We start from the raw sequence: 21,434 nt of genomic DNA on the forward strand, positions 1-21,434 counted from the left end.
TGAGGTTTTTACTCAATTTGTTGTGGTATAACTAAATAAACGGCTCCTTTTTTAAAAACTTTAGCGTGACGGAATTATTTTTGAGTTTGCGCTGCGTATTAATTCAATTGATTTGAGCTGTTCATGATTTTAAGTCCTCGGTCGTAGAGATCCCTGGCTCGTGACTGTTGTTCACAAAGCTATTTCGCGTGGCATTTCCGCTCCCCGGCTTTCTTCTTGTTCATGATTAAGTTCTTGCGATCTCTCGCTGCATTCTCAGTCGAGTATAGGGTAGGGCGCTTGCAGCTCCTCCATTTCTACAAAACTGTTACGTCCCTGCCGTCGTCGCTGCACGGTAATGTTTAACTAGCAAAAAGGGATGCTCCCAATGTACTCTTAAAACCAGTTAACCCGCATAGGATCTACCTAATGTCACGTCTTGCCGAATACCGCCGCCTAGAACAGCAGCTCGCAGCTCAGCTCGCCGAGCTCGAAGCCCTGAAAGAGGACGATGGCCTCAAAGAGGAGATGGCGTTTGAAAGCAAGCTGCGCGCACTCCTGGGTGAGTATGGCTATAGCTTGCGGGACGTCATTAACATTCTTGATCCGAAGGCGAACAGCCGTCAGGTCGTAGCTCCAGAGACTGCAAGCACTCGCAAGCCGCGCGAGGTTAAGACGTACAAGAACCCACATACCGGTGAAGTGATCCAGACTAAGGGTGGCAACCACACCGTGCTCAAATCGTGGAAAAGCGAGCATGGCGCAGAGGCTGTAGAGACCTGGCGTCAATAAACTCCGCAGAGGCCTCCTTCGGGAGGCCTTTTCATTTATGGTCAATCTTTCGTTGAGGTCGGCGTTAATCGTGATCCTGGCAGCCAGCCTGTATCTCCCACAGGTGTCGAGCTAGCTTTGGGGATGGTTCACGGTTGCCCTGCGTGTGGCTGCTTGGTTAATTCTAGCCGTTAGCCTCTTGGGATCGTCGCCAGGGTTCATCAGTCCCACCAGAGCCAGAAGGCACCACTTTTTGACACCGCCCTGGCTTTGACCCAGCTCGCGAACAGGGTGATTTCGCTATGATGGCATTTATCTAGCCTCTGGTTTGGCTGCAAGGATCAAACGCCTCATGACGACCCCCAAATACGACCTTCACCTCTTGGGCTGGCACAGCTTTCAGCAGTTGTGCATGGCTGTGGCCTCCACTGTGTTGGGGCAGACGGTGGAGACGTTCCTTGAGGGAAACGACGGGGGGCGCGACGGAGGATTCAGAGGTACGTGGTCGCCTCAGCCGAATGAGGTCTATGAAGGCGAATTCGTCATCCAGTGCAAGTTCACTTCGCGCCGGGAGCACAACCTTTCCCTGTCCGATGTGGCAGGAGAGCTCACCAAGGTGCGCCGCCTCGTCGCTCAGGGAGTATGTGACGTCTATGTCCTCATGACGAACGCAGGTTGCACAGGGGAAAGTCATCGCAAGATCAAGCAGGCATTCCAAGGTGCGGGGGCCAAGCACGTCCTCTTGCTGGACTCTACGTGGATCTGCGGCAAGATCCAGCTGAGTAGCAAGCTGCGCATGAATGTGCCCCGGTTGTACGGTCTGGGTGATCTAAGCCAGATCCTAGATGAGAGGCGGTACAAGCAAACGAAGGCGCTACTGACCGAGCTGCCCGATCTCTCAAAGCTGGTAGTAACCGGTACCTATCGCAAAGCCCTTCAGGCTCTACAGCAGCATGGCTTTGTACTCTTGGTTGGGGAGCCAGCTGCTGGCAAAACGACGATCGCCTCGCTCATGGCCATGTGTGCGATGGACGAATGGGAAAGTCTCGTATTGAAGCTGGAGAGGCCAGAGCAAATACGAGATCACTGGAATACCGAGGAAGCGTCACAGTTCATATGGGTTGATGACGCCTTCGGGGCGATGCAGTACGAAGCGGACATGGTGATGGAGTGGAACCGGATACTCCCGGCACTCTCGACGATGATTCGTAGCGGCCACCGAATCGTGTTGACCAGTCGCGATTACATCTACAACAGCGCCAGGCGTGACCTCAAGAAAACGGCATTTCCTTTGATGGAGGAAAGCCAGGTCGTCATCGACGTGAAAGAGCTGACCTCTCAAGAAAAGTCAGAAATTCTGTACAACCATGTGAAGCTTGGTAACCAACCGCAGCGAGTTCGTTCGGCACTGAAGGAGTACCTACCTGCGGTGGCGGCTCACCGTCAGTTCGCTCCCGAGACGGCTCGGCGCTTAGGCAGCGTTGAGTTCACCAGAGCTCTCAAGATTGGCCAGAAAGATATCGATGAGTTTGTGGCGAAGCAGGAGCAGTGGCTCGTAGAAACCATGCAGGGTATGGATGATGAAAGCCAGGCCGCGCTAGCTTTGCTTTACATGAAGCATGGAGCAATCGAAAGCCCCGTAAATCTGTCTGGGAGCGAGATCCAGGCAATTGAAAGGTTGGGTGGAAACCAAGCCGGCTGCATCCGGGCGCTACAGAACCTTCGAGGAAGCTTTGTGCAGTTGGCAGATACTGCTGAGGGACGTTTTTGGCGATATAAACATCCTACGATAGGCGATGCGTTTGCGTTGATACTCGCTCAGAGTCCTGATCATTTGCAGATTTTTGTAGATGGTACTCCGATTGAGCGGTTGATGGAGCTAGTGACGTGCGGCGACGTGGATATCAAGAACGCCACGATCCTACCCGCAAGCATGTTCAAAGTGATCGCGAGCCGATGCCATCAGTACGTCAGTTGCAGTGGTGATATGGCGCGTTCAAGGCGTGGCAGATTGTACTCGTTCCTGCAGCGCAGGGCTGATGACGCATTCCTGGCCGTCTACTTGCAAACAGATGAAGAGTTGAGCTCGAGCCTTGTTAGGGACTTTGCGAGAAGCCTATTTACGATGTCGGCTGATCTTGCTTTACGTCTGCTTCGGCAAGGCCTTCTTCCAGAGTCAGCTAGGGATGCTATCTCGACCAAGATCCATGACTTTGTGTTTGACGATGATGAGCTAGGGTACATTCGCGATCAGGAAATGCATGAGTTCTTCACTAGCCAGGAGCGTGAAGAATTCTACAGCGATGTACAGAAGCATGTGTTGCCTGACCTGGACAGGATTCGCCAGTCCTTGCAGGAATCTTATTGCTACGAAAACGATCCCGATTATCACTTTTCTGATTTTATTGACGAGTTGGAGTGGATCAGAACGATCTTCCCAGACTGGCCCGGGGTCGAGGATGTGGTAGACACTCAAAGACGTCGAGTCGACGACTGGGTTAGTGAGGTCTCGCAGGAACGGGGCGAAGAACCTGCCGTTGGACGGAGCGATTTGATCCGCCCCTCTGCGCAGGCGGGGGGGCGAAATATCTTTGACGATGTCGATTTGTAGGAGAAGGAAGCGAGGTTACGCGCTCCGCTTGTCTAATACCCAGCGCGGGATCGAGTAGCAGGCTTGGGCAGGATTACTTTTTCAGGATTAGTCTGACGTCGCCCAAGTTCATCGGCTGCTCCCGAGCGACGGTTCTGTAGGAATCCACCGCCCGGGCTACGACGCAGCTCATTGGGCAATGAGTCGTGGGCTTTAGGGGTGGTGCTTTCCTACGTGCCCATTTAGTCAAGAAAGGCGCTTATCGACGAAGGAAGTCTTGCAGACGATCGATTCCCGCTTGGAGACGTTTCTGATCGAACGCATGACACCACCGGAGCCAGCCGGCTCCTTCAGGGCCGAAGGCACAACCAGGTGCAATTCCCAATCCAACCTGGTTGATCAGCTTACTTGCCAGATCAGTGGTATCGGGATAGCCATCGACCCTGAAAAACACGTACATGGCACCGCCGGCATTAGGGACTTCCACCCCGGGAGCATCTTTGAGGCCATCAAGCAGGACTTTGCGGGTGTCGATCAGCCGATTGCGTACAGCCAGTACCTCAGATTCGCCTTGCGTGATTGCGGCATAGGCGCCTCGCTGGACTGGCTCAAAGATGCAGGAGCCGTTGTACTCGATGATCTTCGCGAGATCATCTTCAAGATCTTCGGGTACTACGATCCAGCCGATCCTCCAGCCGGTCATCGTCCAGGCTTTGGAGAAGCTGTTGATAGAGATGATCCGGTCTGAGGGGTCAGCACTTTTCAGGAATGAGGGAGCGGACGAGATGGTTGGGTCGAACACGAGGCGTTCATAAACATCGTCGCTCAATACCCAAATGCCGAGCTTCCTGCAGTGCGCCAGGATCACATCGATGCTGTTCTGGTCGATCACCCAACCGGTCGGGTTATTGGGTGAGTTCAGCATCAGCATGCGGGTGCCGGGCGTCAATGCGTTCAGCAGCTTATCCAGGTCAAGTGTCCAGCTTCCGTCTTTTACGTCCAGCGATACTCGCTCTACGTTGGCACCGAGAATCTTGGGGATTTCGACCAGGTTTGGCCACAGGGGAGTGACTGCGACGACTCGATCCCCCGGATCAACAATCAGTTGCGCGGCAAGCATGATTGCCGCAACCCCTGAGCCAGTTACGCCGACACGTTTAGAGGAGATCGGCTTGTTGTGTAGGTTCGACAGGTAAGTTCCAATCGCATCTCGGAGGTAGGGGCGTCAATGGCATCGCATTGGCCGAGTGGGAGGATGAGGGGTCTCCTCAAGCTTGGTCGTACCGTTGGATTGAAGCTTACCAACGTGATGCAGAAGGGTTGATCGCGGAGCTGCTTCAACTGCTTGTCCGTCCTGACGAACCCAGTAGTCCGATGCTTCGAGACGTTCCTGCTTGACCAGGCAAGCGGGGCAACAGGCAAAAGAAAGCCCGCTGCTAGACGGGCAAGGTAGCTTCTATCACACGTAGGGATAGCTAAAGGTTGCCTAAGCCAGTGTAAAAATTAGGTGAAAGCAAGTTTCGCAAGGTGATGGCTTGGAAGCCTTGTGCTATCTGCTGCATATATCACTCATCTTATCGATCCTTGACACAGTGCAAGTATGTTCTATCTAGCCCCTTAGCAGCGACTGGTGTCAGCCCGGTCATGGTATCAGCTGAAGGTTTGCCTATAAGGAGTACAAATCTTCTCATGGCCTAGCGCTGTACTGCTAGAACTAGGCTGTTCAAGCGGTGTATGCAGTTATGCTAATGTGCCATCACCAAAGGATGTGGAGCATAGTGATGGGCTGGAAGGGGACTGTGCGGTCATTACAGGCATCAGCCAGGCGAGCGGAGCGCAATGCTCATCGTCGTCAGCGCGAGCTCGAGAAGCGCGAGAGAGAATTCGCAAAAATGGAGGCCTTGGAGCAGGCAGCCTACGAAGTAGAGGTCTATGAGAACCATATCGATATCCTGCTTTCAATGCATAAGGAATGCGCGGAGCCGGTGAAGTGGAAGGAGATCCTATCCAAGGTCGAGCCTCAACAGCCCTTGAAAATTGGTGCCCTTGAACAGGCCGCTATCCATGCTTCGGCAACCTATCGTCCAAACTTCTGGGCTAAGCTATTCAAGCTGGAAAACCGTCAACGGGAAGCGCTGATCGCGAAGATCGCTGCAGCTGCTACAGAAGATGAACGGTTGTTCCAAGCACAGTTTGATGAGTGGAAGGTTACTCACTCCGATTGGGCGGATGAGCTCGACATCGCTAAGCGAATTCTTGATGGTGATCGCCAGGCAAAACTCGATGCCATCGAGGTGTTTGAGTCCTTTGAGGAGATTTCAAATCTTGGCTCATCTATTCAAGTGATCGTCCATGAGGGGGGAGTGCTGGAAGCGAAGCTAGCTATCCACGGTTCCCACGTGATACCCACAGAAATCAAGTCGCTGCTCAAGAGTGGCAAGCTTTCGACAAAGGCGATGCCGATTGGGCGCTTCAATGAGCTCCACCAGGACTATGTCTGCAGCTGTGCTCTGAGGGTTGGGCGAGAGCTATTCGCAATCCTTCCTGATGATCTGGTGATCGTCACCGCAATAGACAACGTATTGAACAGCTCAACAGGTCATATGGAAGATCAGCCAATCCTGAGTGTTGCGTTCTCTAGGGCTACAGTCGAGAGCCTCAACCTAGAGGCGATCGATCCATCAGACGCCATGAAAAACTTTGTTCACAGCATGAGATTTAAGAAAGGTTCCGGCTTCGCCGCTGTTTCTGCCCTGGATCCCCAGCGATTCGCTGTCACGGTATAGGTAGAATCATGGGTAATCCAGTTATAGGTTTGGCGGCCTACATGGCATTGCCCATCCCTGCAGGCGTGCAGGTTGTGCTCTGGGGAAGGGGGTACATGCTCTGCCCAGGCGTTGGTATTGACTTCGGCGGCACTGTCTATTGGAAGGCTTCGAACGCACAGAAAAACATCTATCTAATAGATACCGAGACCTACCCGCATCCTAACGATTACGTCGTCGAGACTACTCTTATCATTTGCGGGCGCTCGTGCATTTAAAAGTGGCCTCGCCTGCGCCAAAGTTACGGGTGCTGTTGCCTGTGGTTATGGGTGTTAGGTTTATTATGTTAGTTGTTTTGACTCGCGGGTGGTTGGGTGTTTAGTGCGCTTATATGTTATAGGGAGAGTGGGGTGGTCGGTCTAATTGATAGTCTGAGAGCTTTAGGTTTGCTGCTTAATAAGATGTGGGATGGATTCTGGATATGCCGATAAGCCAAAAGACAGTTGCTTCTAGTGAATGCACGTTCTCGGAGTGGGAGATTGATCCTCTACAAAAAGGCATGCTCGTAGAAATTGTCGCCTATTTGTACTTGAGGCAGGAGGAGAATGCTCAGCGAGTAATTAGTCGGATTGCAACGAGAAAGGTTGAGCCTTTTGGAAATGTTGTTGCTAATGTGATAAATAAACTCGAGGTTTTCAGTTCGGCTGATAGCTCAAAGACCCCAGAGCAGATAAAGAACTCAAGGATCCACCGCGATGGTCTTCTGTTTCAGCATATATCTTGGGTTGTTACAAGACTTTCAGTTCCAAATGGTGTCATGACGTCGCCGCATGTGCGTCAAGCAGATAAGGGGTTCGACGGTTTTGTACTTGAGCTTGATCAGAAAAAGGAAAAAGTCGAAAGTATCATTATATCTGAGGATAAGGCCTCGGCTAATCCTAGGGGGCTGATTACGTCGAAGGTCTGGCCCGAGTTGAAGCAGATAATCGATGGTGATCGTGACGACGAAATTTTGGCTGAGCTTGTCACATTGCTCAAGGGAGTTGGCGGTGTAAGTACAGAGAGTGCAATAGGTAGAGTCGTCTGGGAGGAAGCGAGGCGGTTTAGAGTCTGTGTGGCTACTGGGGAAAATATAAGGGATAGTGTTACTGGTAGCTTTGAGAAGCTCATGAATGGTTTTTCAGACACGGTTAGCGGAGCGATGAGCTCACGCACGGGTGGTGTTCTGGCATTCAATGATGTTCGCGATGGCTTGGATGAATTTGCGCGTGCTGTCGTCAAGAAAGTAAAGGAGATTAATGGTGTTTGACTCCAGCTCTCGTGCGCTGTTGAAGAGCGCTCCTGGTCTGCCCGAATTTGATCCAGATACAATTGATACCCTACTGACAGCTGCTCATGTGGAAATTGCAACAGCACGCCTGGCTATACAACGGGGTGCTGACTCGGACACGCAAACTCTGACCAGGGTTCGACGACTGGCGTCAACATTTGAAGCATATGTTGCACTTGACATACAACCTGAGAGAAAGCGAGCTGCTGCATTTGTTGCTGGTGTTGCTCACCAAGTAATATCGATGGCTAGAAGGGCGGAAAATAATAAACGCATACTTTTAAGTGCTGAAGCTGTTGACTCCGCAATCTCAGCGACACTGCTGTTTCTTGTTGCAGATCGCTCTGCAGATGCTGCCGAAGCTGCTAGTCGCCTCACGGTCGGCGATGCTAATTCGCCAATGCGAAACGCATTGATATTATCTATCAAAGAGTTAGCTATGGGACGCCTAGATTCTCTCTTGATGAGAGAGTATCCCATAGACGCGATGTATTCAGAGGTGAATATTGGGCGCGATAGCCGTGAGTTTGCTGCGGATCTGCTTTTCCATGAGTGTGCTGTAGCTGTCAAAGGTCTTGCAGCTGAGGCGCACGGCTCTGATTATGAAATAGACGTAAAGGATGCTTTAGATAAGGTTTTAGATCTGTCGAGGGCGACCACCGAGAATTTACCAGGGCTGTCAGATGTGGTTAATTATCAATATGCGGGCCCGCATCATTTGGCTAGCCTGTTACTAGCAATGGTTGAAGGCGTTAGGTCGTCCATGCTTGCGCGTCTGGCAACTCCTTTAGGGGTCGATTTTGGAGAATGGGATAAATGGACTATCAGCCAATCTAAAATCCGGCCATTTTTATGGGTCAATCATCAGCAGGCAATCAAGAGCGGTTACTTGAATTGCGGGGAATCAATGGTGATGACATCGCCTACTGGTTCAGGTAAGACTACGCTTTCTATGCTGAAGATTGCAGCGGTTCGTTGCTCTGGGAGATCAGTAGTTTATCTGGCACCGACGCATGCGTTAGTAGACCAGATCGAGAGCGACTTTTCACACCATTTAGCAGACATTGAGGCTGTGAGCGTCGAAGACAAGGCCCTTGAAGAACTTGGTGATGCGCTTCCCCCATTCGCAGTTATGACGCCTGAACGATGCCTGGCACTCTTAGGCTTCGCTCCAGAACTATTTGAGAATGTCGGGCTTCTTGTGTTTGATGAGTTCCACCTCATCGGTATGGATGTAGACCCAAAGAGTATTAAGGTGGGTTCGAGGTCAGTTGACGCTATGCTGTCACTTCTCGGCTTTACTCGTTTATGTCCAACTGCTGATCTTCTGCTCATGTCCGCAATGGTCTCAAATGCCAATGAGATCGCTAGTTGGCTCGGCCATGTATTAGGCCGAAGCGTGCATGTCTTTGACGATCCGTGGAAGCCCACGCGTCAGCTAAGGACATGTGTCGTTTATGACGAGAATGCACTTAAGGCAGCGATAGAGGTCACCGCTCAAGGAGAAACAAAAAAAGAGCGAAGCCGGCTGGCATCCGAACCGCTCGGTGTCTTCTCATTAGTCGCAGGATGGCACCCTGAGCGTACAGAAACCTTTGCTATTAAAAGTCTTACTAATGCTAAACCCTTTTTAAATATCAATGATAAAGGTTATCTAACGGCTAATCGCAATGAATTGGCTGCCACGCTTGCCGCAGATTTTGCGAGCATAGGCAAGAGAGTGGTGGTCTTTTGTAGTGATGTAAGGGTGTGTAGCTCCGTTGCGGAGAGTATCAATAAGTTATTGCCTCCACCCTCTGTTGTTCTAGATGAAAATCAAAGATTAATCCGTGAAACCATCATTGAGGACGTTGGTGATGCTTCTGCTATTTTTGATGTGGAATCCAAACGCGCAGGCGTTCACCACAGCGACCTTCTTCCACTAGAAAGACGATTGGTGGAGGGCGCTTTTCGCAATAAAAGAGGTAGGCAAGAGTTGGGGCTTGACGTTCTAGCAGCTACTTCCACCATCGCCCAAGGACTAAATTTACCTTGCGATGTTGTAATTTTGGCAGGAACAGACCGTAGTGCCGCTGATGACCCTACTGGGAATCCTCGAACTGATCTGCGCCCGCATGAGATTTTGAACGCTCTTGGTCGAGCGGGCCGAGCGGCATATGCCGCTACAGGGCTTTCTGTCGTCATTCCCGCTAAGCCAATTGTTATTGAGTTAGATGAAGCTATTGCTTCTAGCAATCAAGACTTGTATACCACGTTTGCTCAGCAGGATGCTTGCGAAATAATTTACGATCCTATCGACTACTTACTTGATCGAATTGAGGTGGCTTCTGCTGATGATCTGAGAATGCAGGCGTTGATTCGAAGGCTGAATGCAGTCACCCATCAGGGTGATAGTGGTCTAGATGGCATTGTCAGACGCTCATTCGGATTTTTTCAGCGGAGTTCTCTAAATGCCAATGCTGCGGAAACTTGGCTGGACGGCCGGCGGGTTGTTTTGAAAGCTGCAGAAGAAAAGTTAGCTGATCCGGAGGCTGATGACTGGCAGAAGGAACTGGCTATTCGTAATGGGGTCAGTCCGCGTATTATTGCTAGGTTTGCTCAGGCGCTGATAGCACTGCCGAGCGAGCTTCGCTCTACCTCTGCCTGGGTCGGATGGGCGCTCGATATAATTTCGGAAAACCCTACCGACCTCAATGCTTTCTTGCGTGAGAGTGCTCTTGAGTCTGTATTCGCCAGGGCTTATCGGCCCGGTAATGATGCGAGAGTAAAAATCCTCTCTGCACTGAAAAAGCTAGTAGAGATGTGGTGCTCAGGATTAAGTGTAGTTAAAATCGAAGATTGGCTTCTCGCATTCATTCGAGAGAATGAGGGGGAGGTATCTAGGCAGGCGACTAAGTCAAAAACTTCGCATCATGCAAGGCGGTTCGTAGTTAGATTGACTCCCGATATTGGTTTTCTTTGTGGAGTGATAGGGCAGGTGGCTGCTCACGTTTACGCGGAGTCCGAAATATCTCCTCTGGAATTTATTGAGTTGCTGCCACAGATGATACGAGCTGGTGATCATGATCGGCACCAATTTGTATTGCGTCAAAATATGGTTGGGAGTTCTAGGGTGGCTACATATGATGCATATATTCGCCATCTTCAAAGTTTTGATCTCAATCCGAATGTGAGCTTGGACGTGGTGCGATCTGAAGTGAGTGGAGTTTTGATGCTTGAGTTGTTAAAGGGTTTCGATAGTTGATATTGGTTATTGAGCGGGTGGGGCTGGCTGTATGTACCTCTTCCAAGGATACTTCTGCTCGGCGTCAACTAGATTGGGCTTGATGAGCGTGTCAATTAGACCTAAGTCACTGATTGGATCCATTGTGATCAATGTCTCCGTTGATCATAGTAAGAGTGCCAATCCGGCGCTTTCAGAGGGTTTGCTATGCCGAACGTTTATGTAGAGCCTCAGCCAACTGGTCGTCCAGAAGGCAGCCCAATCACTGGGTATCACTTGAAGCTGGCGGGTGGTGGGAAGCTGGTCGAGACCACGTTCCCGACACAAGCAGATGCGATCGCCAAAGCTAAGGCGCTTGGTCATAAGCCGAACGTTGCTCGTGTGCGGAACACCAGTGTCGGAAACCCAGACCACTGGCGTAGCGCTGACTAATCGAAGGCTTACGTATCTCAAAAAGCCCTGTATTAGGGCTTTTTTTGTGCTCGCCGTCAGCTATTTGTCATTTTCGGACAGTAGTTCAGATGGGCGGTCATATGGCATTTAATCCTATGACTTTAAAAGAAAAATCAGTCGTTGATTGGAGATGATCGGCACCGTGGTACGGTAGCTCACGTCATGTCTCGCACGAGTGAATTTGCCACCTATCGCCAGAGGTCTACGCTTGATCGGGCGAATAGCGCAGCGGTGGCCTATCTCGCGAGCGGCACAACCCACTCGCCGCGAATTACCTATGGGGTACCCATCCCATGGAAGAAAATCTAGAACAGAGGGCTGAGCACTACCTAGGGTTCCGTACTCAAAATCCCGCTTGGTTAGTTCTCGCCTCCCGGCGTGCCCCGGTTTTCCTTGCCAGCCTGCGGCTGCTTTTCGAGCCCGGTCAGGATGGCATCGAGATGAGTGATGCACTTCGCTCGATTGCCGACACGTTGGCCAACTGCTCCGATCCAGAGATCTATCAGGTACCTCGAGGGGATGAGTTGCAGGAGGCTAATCGAGAGCTCAGGGAGTGGATCAATCGTCGGTTAATTGTCGAGCGTAGTGGCAGAATTTACGCGACCGACTTCCTCGAGTGTGCCTTCCGGTTTACCGAGTCTCTAGAAGACCGTGTTATGACGTCGACTGCCTCACGGCTGTCAGTAGTGCAACGGGAGATTGAAAACCTTGAAACGCATCTGAACTCAGATCCGAAAAGCAGGATGTTGGCACTGAAGCGTCGGATCAAGGAGCTCCAGGCTGAGCTGGAGAAGGCGAAAGCTGGACTTATTCCTGTATTCGATGACGAGCAGGCGATTGAAGCCATTCGAGAGGTGTATGGACTTGCCATTGGATTGCTGGCCGACTTCCGAAGGATGGAGGACTCCTGGCGTGATGCCGACCGAGAACTGCGGCATTCGATAATTAGCGAGAAATTCCACAGGGGTGAGATCGTCGATAACCTTCTCGATGGTCAAGAAGCACTGCTGAACACGCCCGAGGGTAGGGTATTCGATAGCTTCCTGCAGCAGTTGTGGACTGACGAGCTCAAGAAAATGAGGCTCCGTCTTCAGAACATCATGCGCCACCCAGCTGCTCCCAAGGCACTCAACAAGTCACAGCAGTTTGAGCTGCTGCGTTTAGTGCCGCGATTGATTCAAGAAACCGCGCTGGTTTTGCAAGCCAGGGCTCGGAGCGAGCGGGACGTCAAAAGCTTCATGAAAACCGGGCTTGTGGTTGAGCATCATCGGGTTGGACATCTGCTGAACGAGATTTTCAGTGTTGTCGTCAAGCTCGATTGGAATCGCAAAGCTATACGGCTCCTTGAAGTGCCGCTGCCTCCTATAGGTATGGCCTTGTACAAGGTGCCTGTAGTCGAAAGGCTGCGTTTCAGGGGGATTACAGGTGAAGCTGCCCCAGTTCTCGATCTCAGTCGGCGCCGCGTGTCGCTTGAGCAGATGGAGGAAGAGTTCTGGCTCTCCTTTGATGGGCTTGATAGAGATGCTTTTATTAAGGCGACGTTGAGGATCTTGGCTGAGCAGGGGCGTCCACTATCGCTTCCAGAGCTCGCCTCATTCCTCCCTCCTACACATGACCTTGAGTGCTTCACCATCTGGATCACCATGGCTCGTGAGGCTGGCATTGACGTTTATGACGCTCAGACTGCCCCGTTCGACCTCACAGACGCAGACGATCGGCGGTGGCGATTCCACCTGCCATTCACCCAACTTGAGAGCGAGAAGCTTCGCGATATCAAATGGGGGCTCTGACATGCCAAGTATTTTTGATGAATTGACAGGCAACCCTCCTGATGAGGATGGGCCGAACGAGAGTCCAGGGCAGGAGCCAGAGCCTGAAGACCTAAGCCTCGATATCTCGGACATTGACGATGACGATCAGAGAACTCCCCGCAGAATTCGGGAGGTTGTACAGGAGCTGTTTAAGCACGGTTTCATCGAGGAGGCGTACTATGAGCGGTTATATCAAACTGCATTAGGCAACGCCGAACTGGTGAGTCAGATAGTCGAACCCTTCGATCTAAAGATCCAATTTGATGAAATTAGGGGTTTGGTTTTTATTCGAGTTCTCCATGAGACGGCTGAAGTGGCGGAGGGGTGGACGCATCCACTCATTCTTCACAAATCCTTCAATCTCGAAGAAACACTGTTGGTTGCTGTGCTGCGTCAATATCTGATTGAGTGCGAAATGGAGAATGGGGTAGGCACTGCAATACCCCAGATGACAGTGGATGATGTCATTGTTCAGCTTCGGGCTTATCTTGGAGAGCGGGGAGCCGACTTCAAAGATAAGAAAAGAGCAATGGGGCTCCTGAAAAAGTTGAGAAGCCGCCACCTAATATCGATGAATGAGCATAGCGACCGGTTCACGATACGTCCGTTGATCGCGCATGTGGCCAATCCTGAAAGTTTAACCGCTTTACTCCAGTGGCTGTTAGCTCATGACTTCAGTGCAGATCAGTTCTCACCTGTGGGTGAAGAAGGAGATGACTCTGATGATTAACTCACCAAACGGCAGCCCTGAAGGCTATGTGCTGACCGAGTTGATGCTCTACAACTGGGGTAGTTTCAATGGGCTACACCCTGTTCCTATCGACCCTGCAGGGACGGCTCTCATTGGCGTTACAGGTAGCGGTAAAACCACGATAGTGGATGCATTCATGACGTTGGTTTGCCAATATCCTCGTTACAACCTTGCATCTACTGGCGGTAATGATAGCGACAGGGATTTGGTTTCATACGTGCGGGGTGTGCAAGGCTTGGGTGATGGAGAAAACCCAAAACAGCGGGGCACTCGCCTGGGTCAAACGATTACGGCTATCTGCGCCACCTTTTGCCGGGGTAATCAGCTCGTTAGGTTAGGGGTGGTCTTCCATTTTGAAGGCACTAGCTCAGCCATGGCGGAGCTTGGTAAGTATTGGATATTTAGTACGAATCCTGAGCAGTCTTTGGAGTCTTGGCTTGCTGTTTTCCATGAAGAAGGGAAGCGAGGGCTCGAGCTTCTTGAGAAGAATGTTCAAGGGTTTAATGTTCATCCTGTTAGGCGTGATTACATTGCCCAAGTCCGTGCTCTATTTCAGGTCGGTGATAATGCATTTGCTTTGTTAAATCGCGCTGCTGGCGTTAAGCAGTTGACGGACATTGATTCAATATTCCGAGATTTAGTGTTGGATGACCGCTCTGCATTCAAGAGGGCAGGTGAAGTCGTCAAAAGTTTCGATGACCTGAACGTCATTCACCAGGAATTAGAGATCGCCCGTGCGCAAGCGCACAAACTCAAACCCATTGCCAAGGCCTGGGAGGACTTTCAGAATAAATCTCAAACACTCGATGAGCAAAAGCTAGTAACTGAGTTAGCCCCCACCTGGTTTGCGGAGCAGTCTCATCACCTGTGGTCTGCCCAGAAGAATAAGCTGGAGGACGAGGTTAAAAAAGCCGTATATGAAATGGAGCAGTTGGCTCAGCAACGGAATGAGTTGAAGCAGCAATGTGAGATGTATCGTGAAGCCTACCTGCAAAAGGGCGGGGCCAGCATCGATCAATTGCAAAAGCGGGTGAGCGAGTGGGAGTCCATAAGAATTTTAAGGACAACCCAATCTTCACAGTATCAGGCGCGTATGCGTAGACTAGGTTTTGATTGTCAGCTTACCGAATCTGTATTTTTAGACAACAAAATTTTGGCGAGCCAGCAGTATAATTCTCTGGCGCAGCAGATTTCCGAGCAGCGTTCCGATGCGTTCCAGTTGGGCATAAATGAGTCTGACGCTAGGGTAAATCTCCATGGACTGCAAGCTGAGTTAGATGAGGTCAAGGCTCGGCCCGGATCAAACGTGCCAACCAAATACCATGATTTTCGCTGTGAGCTCGCACAACACTTAAATATAGATGAAGACCAGTTGCCATTCGTGGCTGAAATGCTGCAGGTAAAGCAGGACGAGCAGCAGTGGAGGGGAGCAATTGAGCGTGCTATAGGAGGGAATCGACTTCGTGTCGTCATTCCGTCTGATATGGCCCAGCAGGCCCTGCAGTGGATTAATGGTCGTGATAATCACCTGCATGTGCGAGTTCTCGAGGTCGGTAAGGACGTTGAAATCAGAGACACCTTCACTGATGGTTACGTTAAGAAGCTGAAGTTTAAGCAGCATCCTTACAAAAGAACCGTCGAAGCGTTACTTTCTCAGTGCGATCGTCATTGTGTTGACAGTGTTGATGACCTGCTGGTGACCTCTCATGCTATGACAAAAGAAGGAATGATGTCTGGCCAGCCCCGGTTCTTTGAGAAGCGTGATCAGCGACATCTGCATTCTGATTGGTTTACTGGATTCGATAACCGTGATCGGCTGAGCTACTTGAATCAAGAAATTGCTGGTGCCACTCAACAACTCGAAATTGCTTCGGATGCTCTGGTGGCAGCGCGTGATCGGTTGGGGGAGCTGGAGGAGGCTGGTAGGATATACCAGTATATTAATGAGGTTGAGTTTGACCTTATAGACCTAGTTGGTGCAGAGAATCAGCTGACGGACTTGCAGGGACAGTTGGATTATCTGACCCGGCCAGATTCTGATGTGGCCTCGGCGAAGCTGCTCTTAGAGGGCGCTTCTAAAGCTGCAGAAGAAGCTGAAGGCGAGTATCTCCAAGTTCGTGACACCAATACCAGGTTGACGGATCGTTTGGACTTTGCAATCAAGAAGCTACGCAAAACATTGGATTTGACGGAGCAGGGGCTGAGTCCTGAGGCGCGTGCGGTGCTTGTTAAGTATCTCCCGCCGATTAGTGCGGGTGATTTGGAGGATCTAGACAACATTGAATTACGATTCTTTCACACTCATTCAAATGCTGTTCAGCTGATGTTGGATGAAATTGCGCATGCTGAGGGTGAACTTATCAAGATAATGTCTGATGCCAAAAGTGTCGACACCGGCGCTTTAGCAGAAGCTGGTCGAGATATCGATGATGTCCCTACGTATCTTGAACGTTTGAGGATATTGACCACAGAAGCTCTGCCAGAAAAGGTCGAGCGGTTCCTACATTATCTGAATCGTTCTTCTGATGACGGTGTCACACAACTTTTAAGTTATGTTGAGCAAGAGGTTGTGCTTATCGAAGAGCGCATCCAAGAGCTCAATAACACTCTTCGGCGTGTGGAGTTCTTGCCAGGGAAGTATCTTCGGTTGGTAACGACCAAAATTATTCATAAGGATTTGATATCTCTGCAGTCCGCTCAGCGAAAGCTCAACACCGCTCGCTTCACCGATGACGTCGGCGAAACCCATTACAGAGCACTGAGAGTGGTGGTAGAGGGCCTAAGGAAGGCTTGTGACAAGCGGAAAACAATGGGCGCCCGGGCCATGCTTGACTCAAGGTTCAGGCTCGAGTTCTCAGTCGCAGTGGTCGACTCGCTCACCAAGGAAGCATCTGCAGGACGGAAAGGATCATATGGCGACAGTGGCGGTGAAAAGGAAATCATAGCTTCCTACATCCTGACAGCTGCACTGGGGTACGCCCTGTGCCCAGTGGGTGAAACCAAGCCTCTGTTTGGTACCGTTGTACTGGACGAGGCATTCTCGAGAACCTCTGTGAGCGTCGCTGCTCGGATCATCGCGGCGCTGAATGAGTTTGGCCTGCACCCAATCTTCGTGACACCAAACAAGGAGCTCCGGCTGCTGCGCCTCCACACACGAACCGCAATCATAGTGCATAAAAAAGATGGCTCATCCTCCCTGGTTTCAATGAGCTGGGAGGAGCTGGAGCGCTACTACCTCAATCGTAAAGGGGAAGAGGACGGTGGAGGCGACAATGGCCCTTCAGGGGCACAGTGAAGGCGATGAAATCACCTGATGAGCTGCGGCAGAAGCTTGTGGAGTCTTGGAACAAGGCAGGAATCCGTTCCAAGCAACTTCTGAACGCAGCGGCTTGGCCGTGGGAGCTCAAGATCGGGAAGCCATCTCCTAGGTGTTTCAACACGCGTATCTCTACCGTTCAAAGCCATGTGGAGGCATGGCGCCAGGTTAGAGTTGGCAAGGTTGAATGGATAGATGCCTCCTACAGAAATGGAGCTGAGTCGATCAGGGTGCCTTCTAAATGGTGCCTACGTACACCGTCAGAATGGGTCTCTGCGACTCAGGATAAGGGCATTGCAGAAGAGTATGAGGCGATGGGGTATCTGGTAGAGCGGGTACCCGATCATTTCCATAAATTGGTCGTCATTCAGCGAGGTCTATGGAAGGGCAGAGACCGTTCAGAGATCATCCAAGCCGCAATCGTAGCGTCACAACTGACTCCGGGATGTGCCAGAGGTCTCCCTTTGCGGCTGCTCTCGGGCTATGGCGTGGACACTAAGTTTTTTGAGCGAAACGAGGTGCTCCTGCGAAAGATGTTGGATGTTCTGTTCGAGGATGAAGCTTCAGAGCAATCCCTGTGCGGTTTTCTCGATGCCTACGATGAGTCAAACCACTGGGTGCTGATAATGCCACTTGAAGCTGGGTTGCTCCAGTACCAACGGCTGAAGCTGACGACCTCTGAGCTTGGCCGAGTGGAGCTGCCTGGCGAGCGACTACTAATCGTCGAAAACGAAAAATGCTTTCATCAGCTGATCGATCTACCGGGAACGATCGCGATTCTTGGGTGTGGTCTGGATTTGGCGTGGCTTGGATCTGAAGCCCTCCGTAACAAAGCTGCAGGCTATTGGGGAGACATGGACTCCTGGGGAATGCAGATGTTGGCTCGAGCAAGGGCAAAGCATGGTGGCATTACCTCCTTGCTGATGAATGAGGCCATCTTTGATAAGTACAGGGGGGAGTCCGCTGTGCCTGAGCCTGTACGGGCCCAAGAGATTCCCCCGGCTGGCCTGACCGATTCTGAGTCAGCTCTGTTCAGACGTCTCGTAGAAAGCGCCAAAGGTAGGCTAGAACAGGAATTCATCCCGCACCCTGAGGTGCATCAAGCCCTAATGAGGTGGGTGGAAGATACGCGCACCTTCCAATCATTGCGAGATGCCTAAATGCGACATGATTTGCATATTTGCGACATAGCCAAAGTGCCATCATTGAATGATTTTTTGAAAAACGGAGATTTATTAGTTTGAGATCAAAAGCAAAGCATCAGTGGCCTAGCCACCTCATCCATTCAGATTGATCGCGCCGGCTGTGCAAAAATTTATTGCTGTCCTCACGTTCTATTCGGCTATTTTGCTCAGATTTTGAGCAAATTTCGCCGAGATGGTGTGCTGCTACTGCCCCAGCCAGCAAGCTCGTCAATTTGGGGCCGATAGGCCCCGGCTTTGTTTTTGCTCTCAAACAGGCACGTAAATAAGCCTGTTTTTTTTGTGGTTATTTGAACGGTTGGCCATCATTCCAGGAGTATGTTTTGAAGCCTTCAAACGCCATTGCAGGCCGAACTCTCGAGATCAAGACAGTGATCGAGGCCTACGGTTTTGTCTCTCCGAAGCTTTTCGGCTCAACAGCTCGCGGGCAGGATAGGGACGGAAGTGATCTGGATCTACTGGCGACCATTCCACCCTCGAAACAAGGGGCAATCTCTCTGTTCGACATTGCTGATCTTGAGGATGAGCTCGCGGCAATGTTGGGCGTATCAATCGATTTCAACATTGAAACCGACATCCCTGAGCATCTCCGAAGCGCCATCATTGCCGAGGCCGTAGAGCTTTAGCTTGATGCCTTTCTTACACCCGCTACCCGCTTCAGGTCGGGGCGGTGATCCACCAGTGAGTCAATTAGTCGAAAAATCCGCCTCCCTCGGATCCGAGCTTCTGACGCGAGCTCTTGGAGTGGAGCCCGAGGACAGGTGCGGCTAGATGAGTAAATTGCTGTGGTCGTGAAGCGAATCGACTTGGGGTTGGAAGCATTGATATGGACGAAGGCTCTGGAGCACCTTGGGCAGAATGGCCTCTTGGAAGCAGTAGTCGACATTTGGAGGGACGCGGCGCCACCGACCAAGCAAACAGTGGAGTACCTTGATGGCGCCAGGGTGGGCCAGGTCGTGGTGGACGTAGTTAGGGATGCACAAGAAGAGGTAGGTGCATACGTCCCTTTCAGAGAGGGCACTCCGAATCAGGTCATCCTCTATTCACTCCACGCACAGCACCTTACCCATGGGCTAATGCACCGCTTGCCGATCAAGGAGCTCCCTCGGCCCCTCCAGGTGCTGGTGCTGGAAAACGACATGGGTGTTTAGGCTGCTTCTGTGCATGTTCCCGTATCGAGGGTGAGCCTATGCTAGGTCACCGTACATGCTCATGGCCTTCCGCAGCGTTTGGCAGATGTGCTCGCGCAGATAGCCAGGCTCCAGAACTTCGATCTCGTCAGCGTTACTCATCAAGAAGAGGCGCAGCCCTTGTGTGTCTTGGATGGAGCACTTCAAGATCGCCCCCGATTCTGTGGGTTCGATTTCCTGAGTTTCGCTGAGGCGATTTTCAGTGAGTCGGTTCAATAGGTTCGCCTCCAAGCGTAGCCTCAAGTTGATCGCCTGCTCGCTGTGCACGGTCATGAGGTCTTTCTGCACCTTGAATGACTTGAAGTCGTAGTGCTCCGGTTCAGGGATGTCGAGGAAGTCCGTGCGAACACTAACCACGCGGTGGAGCATCAGAACACAGGTCTTCCCTGGGCCATTACTGCTGTACTTACCGCGCGGTTCATCAGGCGCGGGTTCCTTTCCTTCGGGCCACTCCTCTGAAAAAACATGGGCTGAGAGATAGATGTTTGAGTCTTGAAATGACAGTGCGAGCGGCTTCAGCACATATGTGCATTCCGCTTCATCTGCATCGCGAGGCTCGTACACCATGCTGAGGCTTTCGCCGCTCAGCAGTGCCTTTTGGATGGTGTCCAGATGAGCTGGATCGTAGAGGCCAGGGAGGAGAGTCATGAAACGTGTGCCGGATGTGATACGCCCTTGCGCTATCAGGTCTTGCTCTGAGTTCCGAGTGATCACGCCCAAAGCATAGTCGCGCAGCTTGACCAATTGCTCGGTCACGAGCTTGAAGCCAAAGCGTTCCGAATGCTGCAGCATCGCGAGAAGGGTCATCGACTCGGTCGGTGACAGCACCAAATCAAGGCTCACATTCTTGTGCAGCGTCCACTTGTACGATTTTTGGCCTTTAGGTTTCTCACCGACGACCTGCTGATCTTTGGCCAGACCTCGAAGATCACGCCGCGTTGTTTTGATGTGAGGGAGCTGCTCAGCCCACTCAGTTTGCATGCCATGCAGTTCCTCCGTCGTCAGCGGGGCTTGAGCACGGTGCAAAATCTTCATCAGTGTTCTACGGCGCAGATATTTTCGCTTTATTTCGCTCACAGTCGGCACTCAGGGACAAAAAGTGTCCCCATTGTCCAGCAATATCGCTTTGCCAGCAACGAACCCCGGATATTTCCCTGGAGCGTCCATGAAAGCCAAAGTGACCCGTCGCACCTATCCCCCATACAAGCAACGTGCTGAAGTAAAAGCCTTCATCGAGTGGCTTGCTCAGCGCCTCGGATCGAATCAACCGTTGAAGCACGAGTACGTCAACCGCAAGACGGGTAAGCGCTGGCAGTTCGCTGACCTCTACGACGCCTTCAAGCAATATGAGTGGCATCACTCCGGTGTTCCGCACCTAAAGGTGAGCGCCGGCAGCTGCGCTGCTAGCAATAACCAAGCACTGGATGCTATGAGCACCGATCTCCTCGCTGCGACCTGCGACAACATGATGCTCCGAGGGACGAAAGCCATGATGTCCTGGGGTGGTGTGTCTGCTCACAACAATCAGTGGCTCGAGGACAATCAGGACGGCTTGGCCAAGACAATTGAGCAGGTCGCTGAAGTGCTGCGCGTAGGTGATCTCGACAGCCCTCAATTCCGGGCCGACATCCGATTCAATGCAGGCATGACCAAGGTGTATTCGGTGATCTGTAAGGGCTTCATCATTTACGACAGCCGCGTAGCAGCAGCCCTAGGTATGCTTGTGATCACCTATTGCGAGGAAAATGGACTCCATGCTGTTCCTGATGGCCTGCGTTTTCCCTGGGCTCCTGCGAAGGAGGGTGAGAGCGCCTCTTTCCCTAAGCGTCGCAATCCAAGCAAAAACAAAGCATTCAAATTTCCTGGCCTGCGACGGGGGAGCCATCATGCCCTTTGGAACATGCGTGCGAGCTGGGTCTTGAGCCAGGCGTTGGCTCACCCACATGCAAACAGCAGCGAGTTCCACGTGGGAGGTGGCAGCGCGCTCCGTAAGCTCGAAATGGCACTGTTCATGATCGGATACGATCTCGGCAGTTCGGCAGCTTGAATGGCC

At 51.6% G+C, this 21,434-nt stretch carries 12 protein-coding genes and 1 pseudogene; 11 read left to right on the forward strand and 2 right to left on the reverse strand.

Annotation, left to right across the window (positions count from 1 at the left end):
- The first annotated feature begins 408 nt into the window (after positions 1 to 408).
- On the forward strand, positions 409 to 771 hold the full coding sequence (locus tag ACIPZB_RS21135) for a histone-like nucleoid-structuring protein, MvaT/MvaU family (RefSeq protein ID WP_400642481.1): 363 nt from the start codon (positions 409 to 411) through the stop codon (positions 769 to 771).
- 331 nt (positions 772 to 1,102) lie between these two features.
- The gene (locus tag ACIPZB_RS21140) at positions 1,103 to 3,361 is read left to right on the forward strand and encodes a hypothetical protein (RefSeq protein ID WP_400642482.1); all 2,259 of its coding nucleotides are present in this window, start codon (positions 1,103 to 1,105) and stop codon (positions 3,359 to 3,361) included.
- A gap of 238 nt (positions 3,362 to 3,599) precedes the next feature.
- On the opposite strand, the pseudogene ACIPZB_RS21145 reads toward ACIPZB_RS21140, so the two are convergent.
- Positions 3,600 to 4,550: pseudogene (locus ACIPZB_RS21145) on the reverse strand (pyridoxal phosphate-dependent aminotransferase); the annotation flags it as partial.
- Between the two features lie 571 nt (positions 4,551 to 5,121).
- On the opposite strand from ACIPZB_RS21145, the gene ACIPZB_RS21150 reads away from it, so the two are divergent.
- The 8 genes from ACIPZB_RS21150 (at position 5,122) to ACIPZB_RS21185 (ending at position 18,817) form a co-directional block, all read left to right on the forward strand.
- Complete coding sequence (locus ACIPZB_RS21150) at positions 5,122 to 6,126, forward strand: hypothetical protein (protein ID WP_400642498.1); 1,005 nt, start codon at positions 5,122 to 5,124, stop codon at positions 6,124 to 6,126.
- Between the two features lie 460 nt (positions 6,127 to 6,586).
- Positions 6,587 to 7,414 carry a hypothetical protein gene (locus ACIPZB_RS21155; RefSeq protein WP_400642483.1) on the forward strand — a complete coding sequence of 276 codons (828 nt, stop codon included), beginning with the start codon at positions 6,587 to 6,589 and terminating at the stop codon, positions 7,412 to 7,414.
- Positions 7,407 to 10,679, forward strand: a complete 3,273-nt coding sequence (locus tag ACIPZB_RS21160; protein WP_400642484.1) for a DEAD/DEAH box helicase — start codon at positions 7,407 to 7,409, stop codon at positions 10,677 to 10,679. The genes ACIPZB_RS21155 and ACIPZB_RS21160 overlap by 8 nt, the downstream gene beginning before the upstream one ends.
- A gap of 725 nt (positions 10,680 to 11,404) precedes the next feature.
- A complete protein-coding gene (locus tag ACIPZB_RS21165; protein ID WP_400642485.1) occupies positions 11,405 to 12,901 on the forward strand; it encodes a DUF3375 domain-containing protein in 1,497 nt (498 codons plus the stop codon).
- A gap of 1 nt (position 12,902) precedes the next feature.
- On the forward strand, positions 12,903 to 13,652 hold the full coding sequence (locus ACIPZB_RS21170) for a DUF4194 domain-containing protein (protein ID WP_400642486.1): 750 nt from the start codon (positions 12,903 to 12,905) through the stop codon (positions 13,650 to 13,652).
- Positions 13,645 to 16,968, forward strand: a complete 3,324-nt coding sequence (locus tag ACIPZB_RS21175) for an ATP-binding protein (RefSeq protein ID WP_400642487.1) — start codon at positions 13,645 to 13,647, stop codon at positions 16,966 to 16,968. The genes ACIPZB_RS21170 and ACIPZB_RS21175 overlap by 8 nt, the downstream gene beginning before the upstream one ends.
- A gap of 5 nt (positions 16,969 to 16,973) precedes the next feature.
- Entirely contained in the window at positions 16,974 to 18,149 is a 1,176-nt protein-coding gene (locus tag ACIPZB_RS21180) for a Wadjet anti-phage system protein JetD domain-containing protein (protein WP_400642488.1), read from the forward strand.
- Between the two features lie 365 nt (positions 18,150 to 18,514).
- Positions 18,515 to 18,817, forward strand: a complete 303-nt coding sequence (locus ACIPZB_RS21185; protein ID WP_400642489.1) for a nucleotidyltransferase family protein — start codon at positions 18,515 to 18,517, stop codon at positions 18,815 to 18,817.
- Between the two features lie 561 nt (positions 18,818 to 19,378).
- On the opposite strand, the gene ACIPZB_RS21190 is transcribed toward ACIPZB_RS21185, so the two are convergent.
- Positions 19,379 to 20,416 carry a helix-turn-helix transcriptional regulator gene (locus tag ACIPZB_RS21190; protein ID WP_400642490.1) on the reverse strand — a complete coding sequence of 346 codons (1,038 nt, stop codon included), beginning with the start codon at positions 20,414 to 20,416 and terminating at the stop codon, positions 19,379 to 19,381.
- Positions 20,417 to 20,546: 130 nt separating this feature from the next.
- Between ACIPZB_RS21190 and ACIPZB_RS21195 the strand changes: the two genes are divergently transcribed.
- Complete coding sequence (locus ACIPZB_RS21195) at positions 20,547 to 21,428, forward strand: hypothetical protein (RefSeq protein ID WP_400642491.1); 882 nt, start codon at positions 20,547 to 20,549, stop codon at positions 21,426 to 21,428.
- Positions 21,429 to 21,434 lie beyond the last annotated feature (6 nt).

It is taken from the genome of Pseudomonas sp. NPDC089396, from assembly GCF_044749545.1.
Lineage (GTDB): Bacteria > Pseudomonadota > Gammaproteobacteria > Pseudomonadales > Pseudomonadaceae > Aquipseudomonas.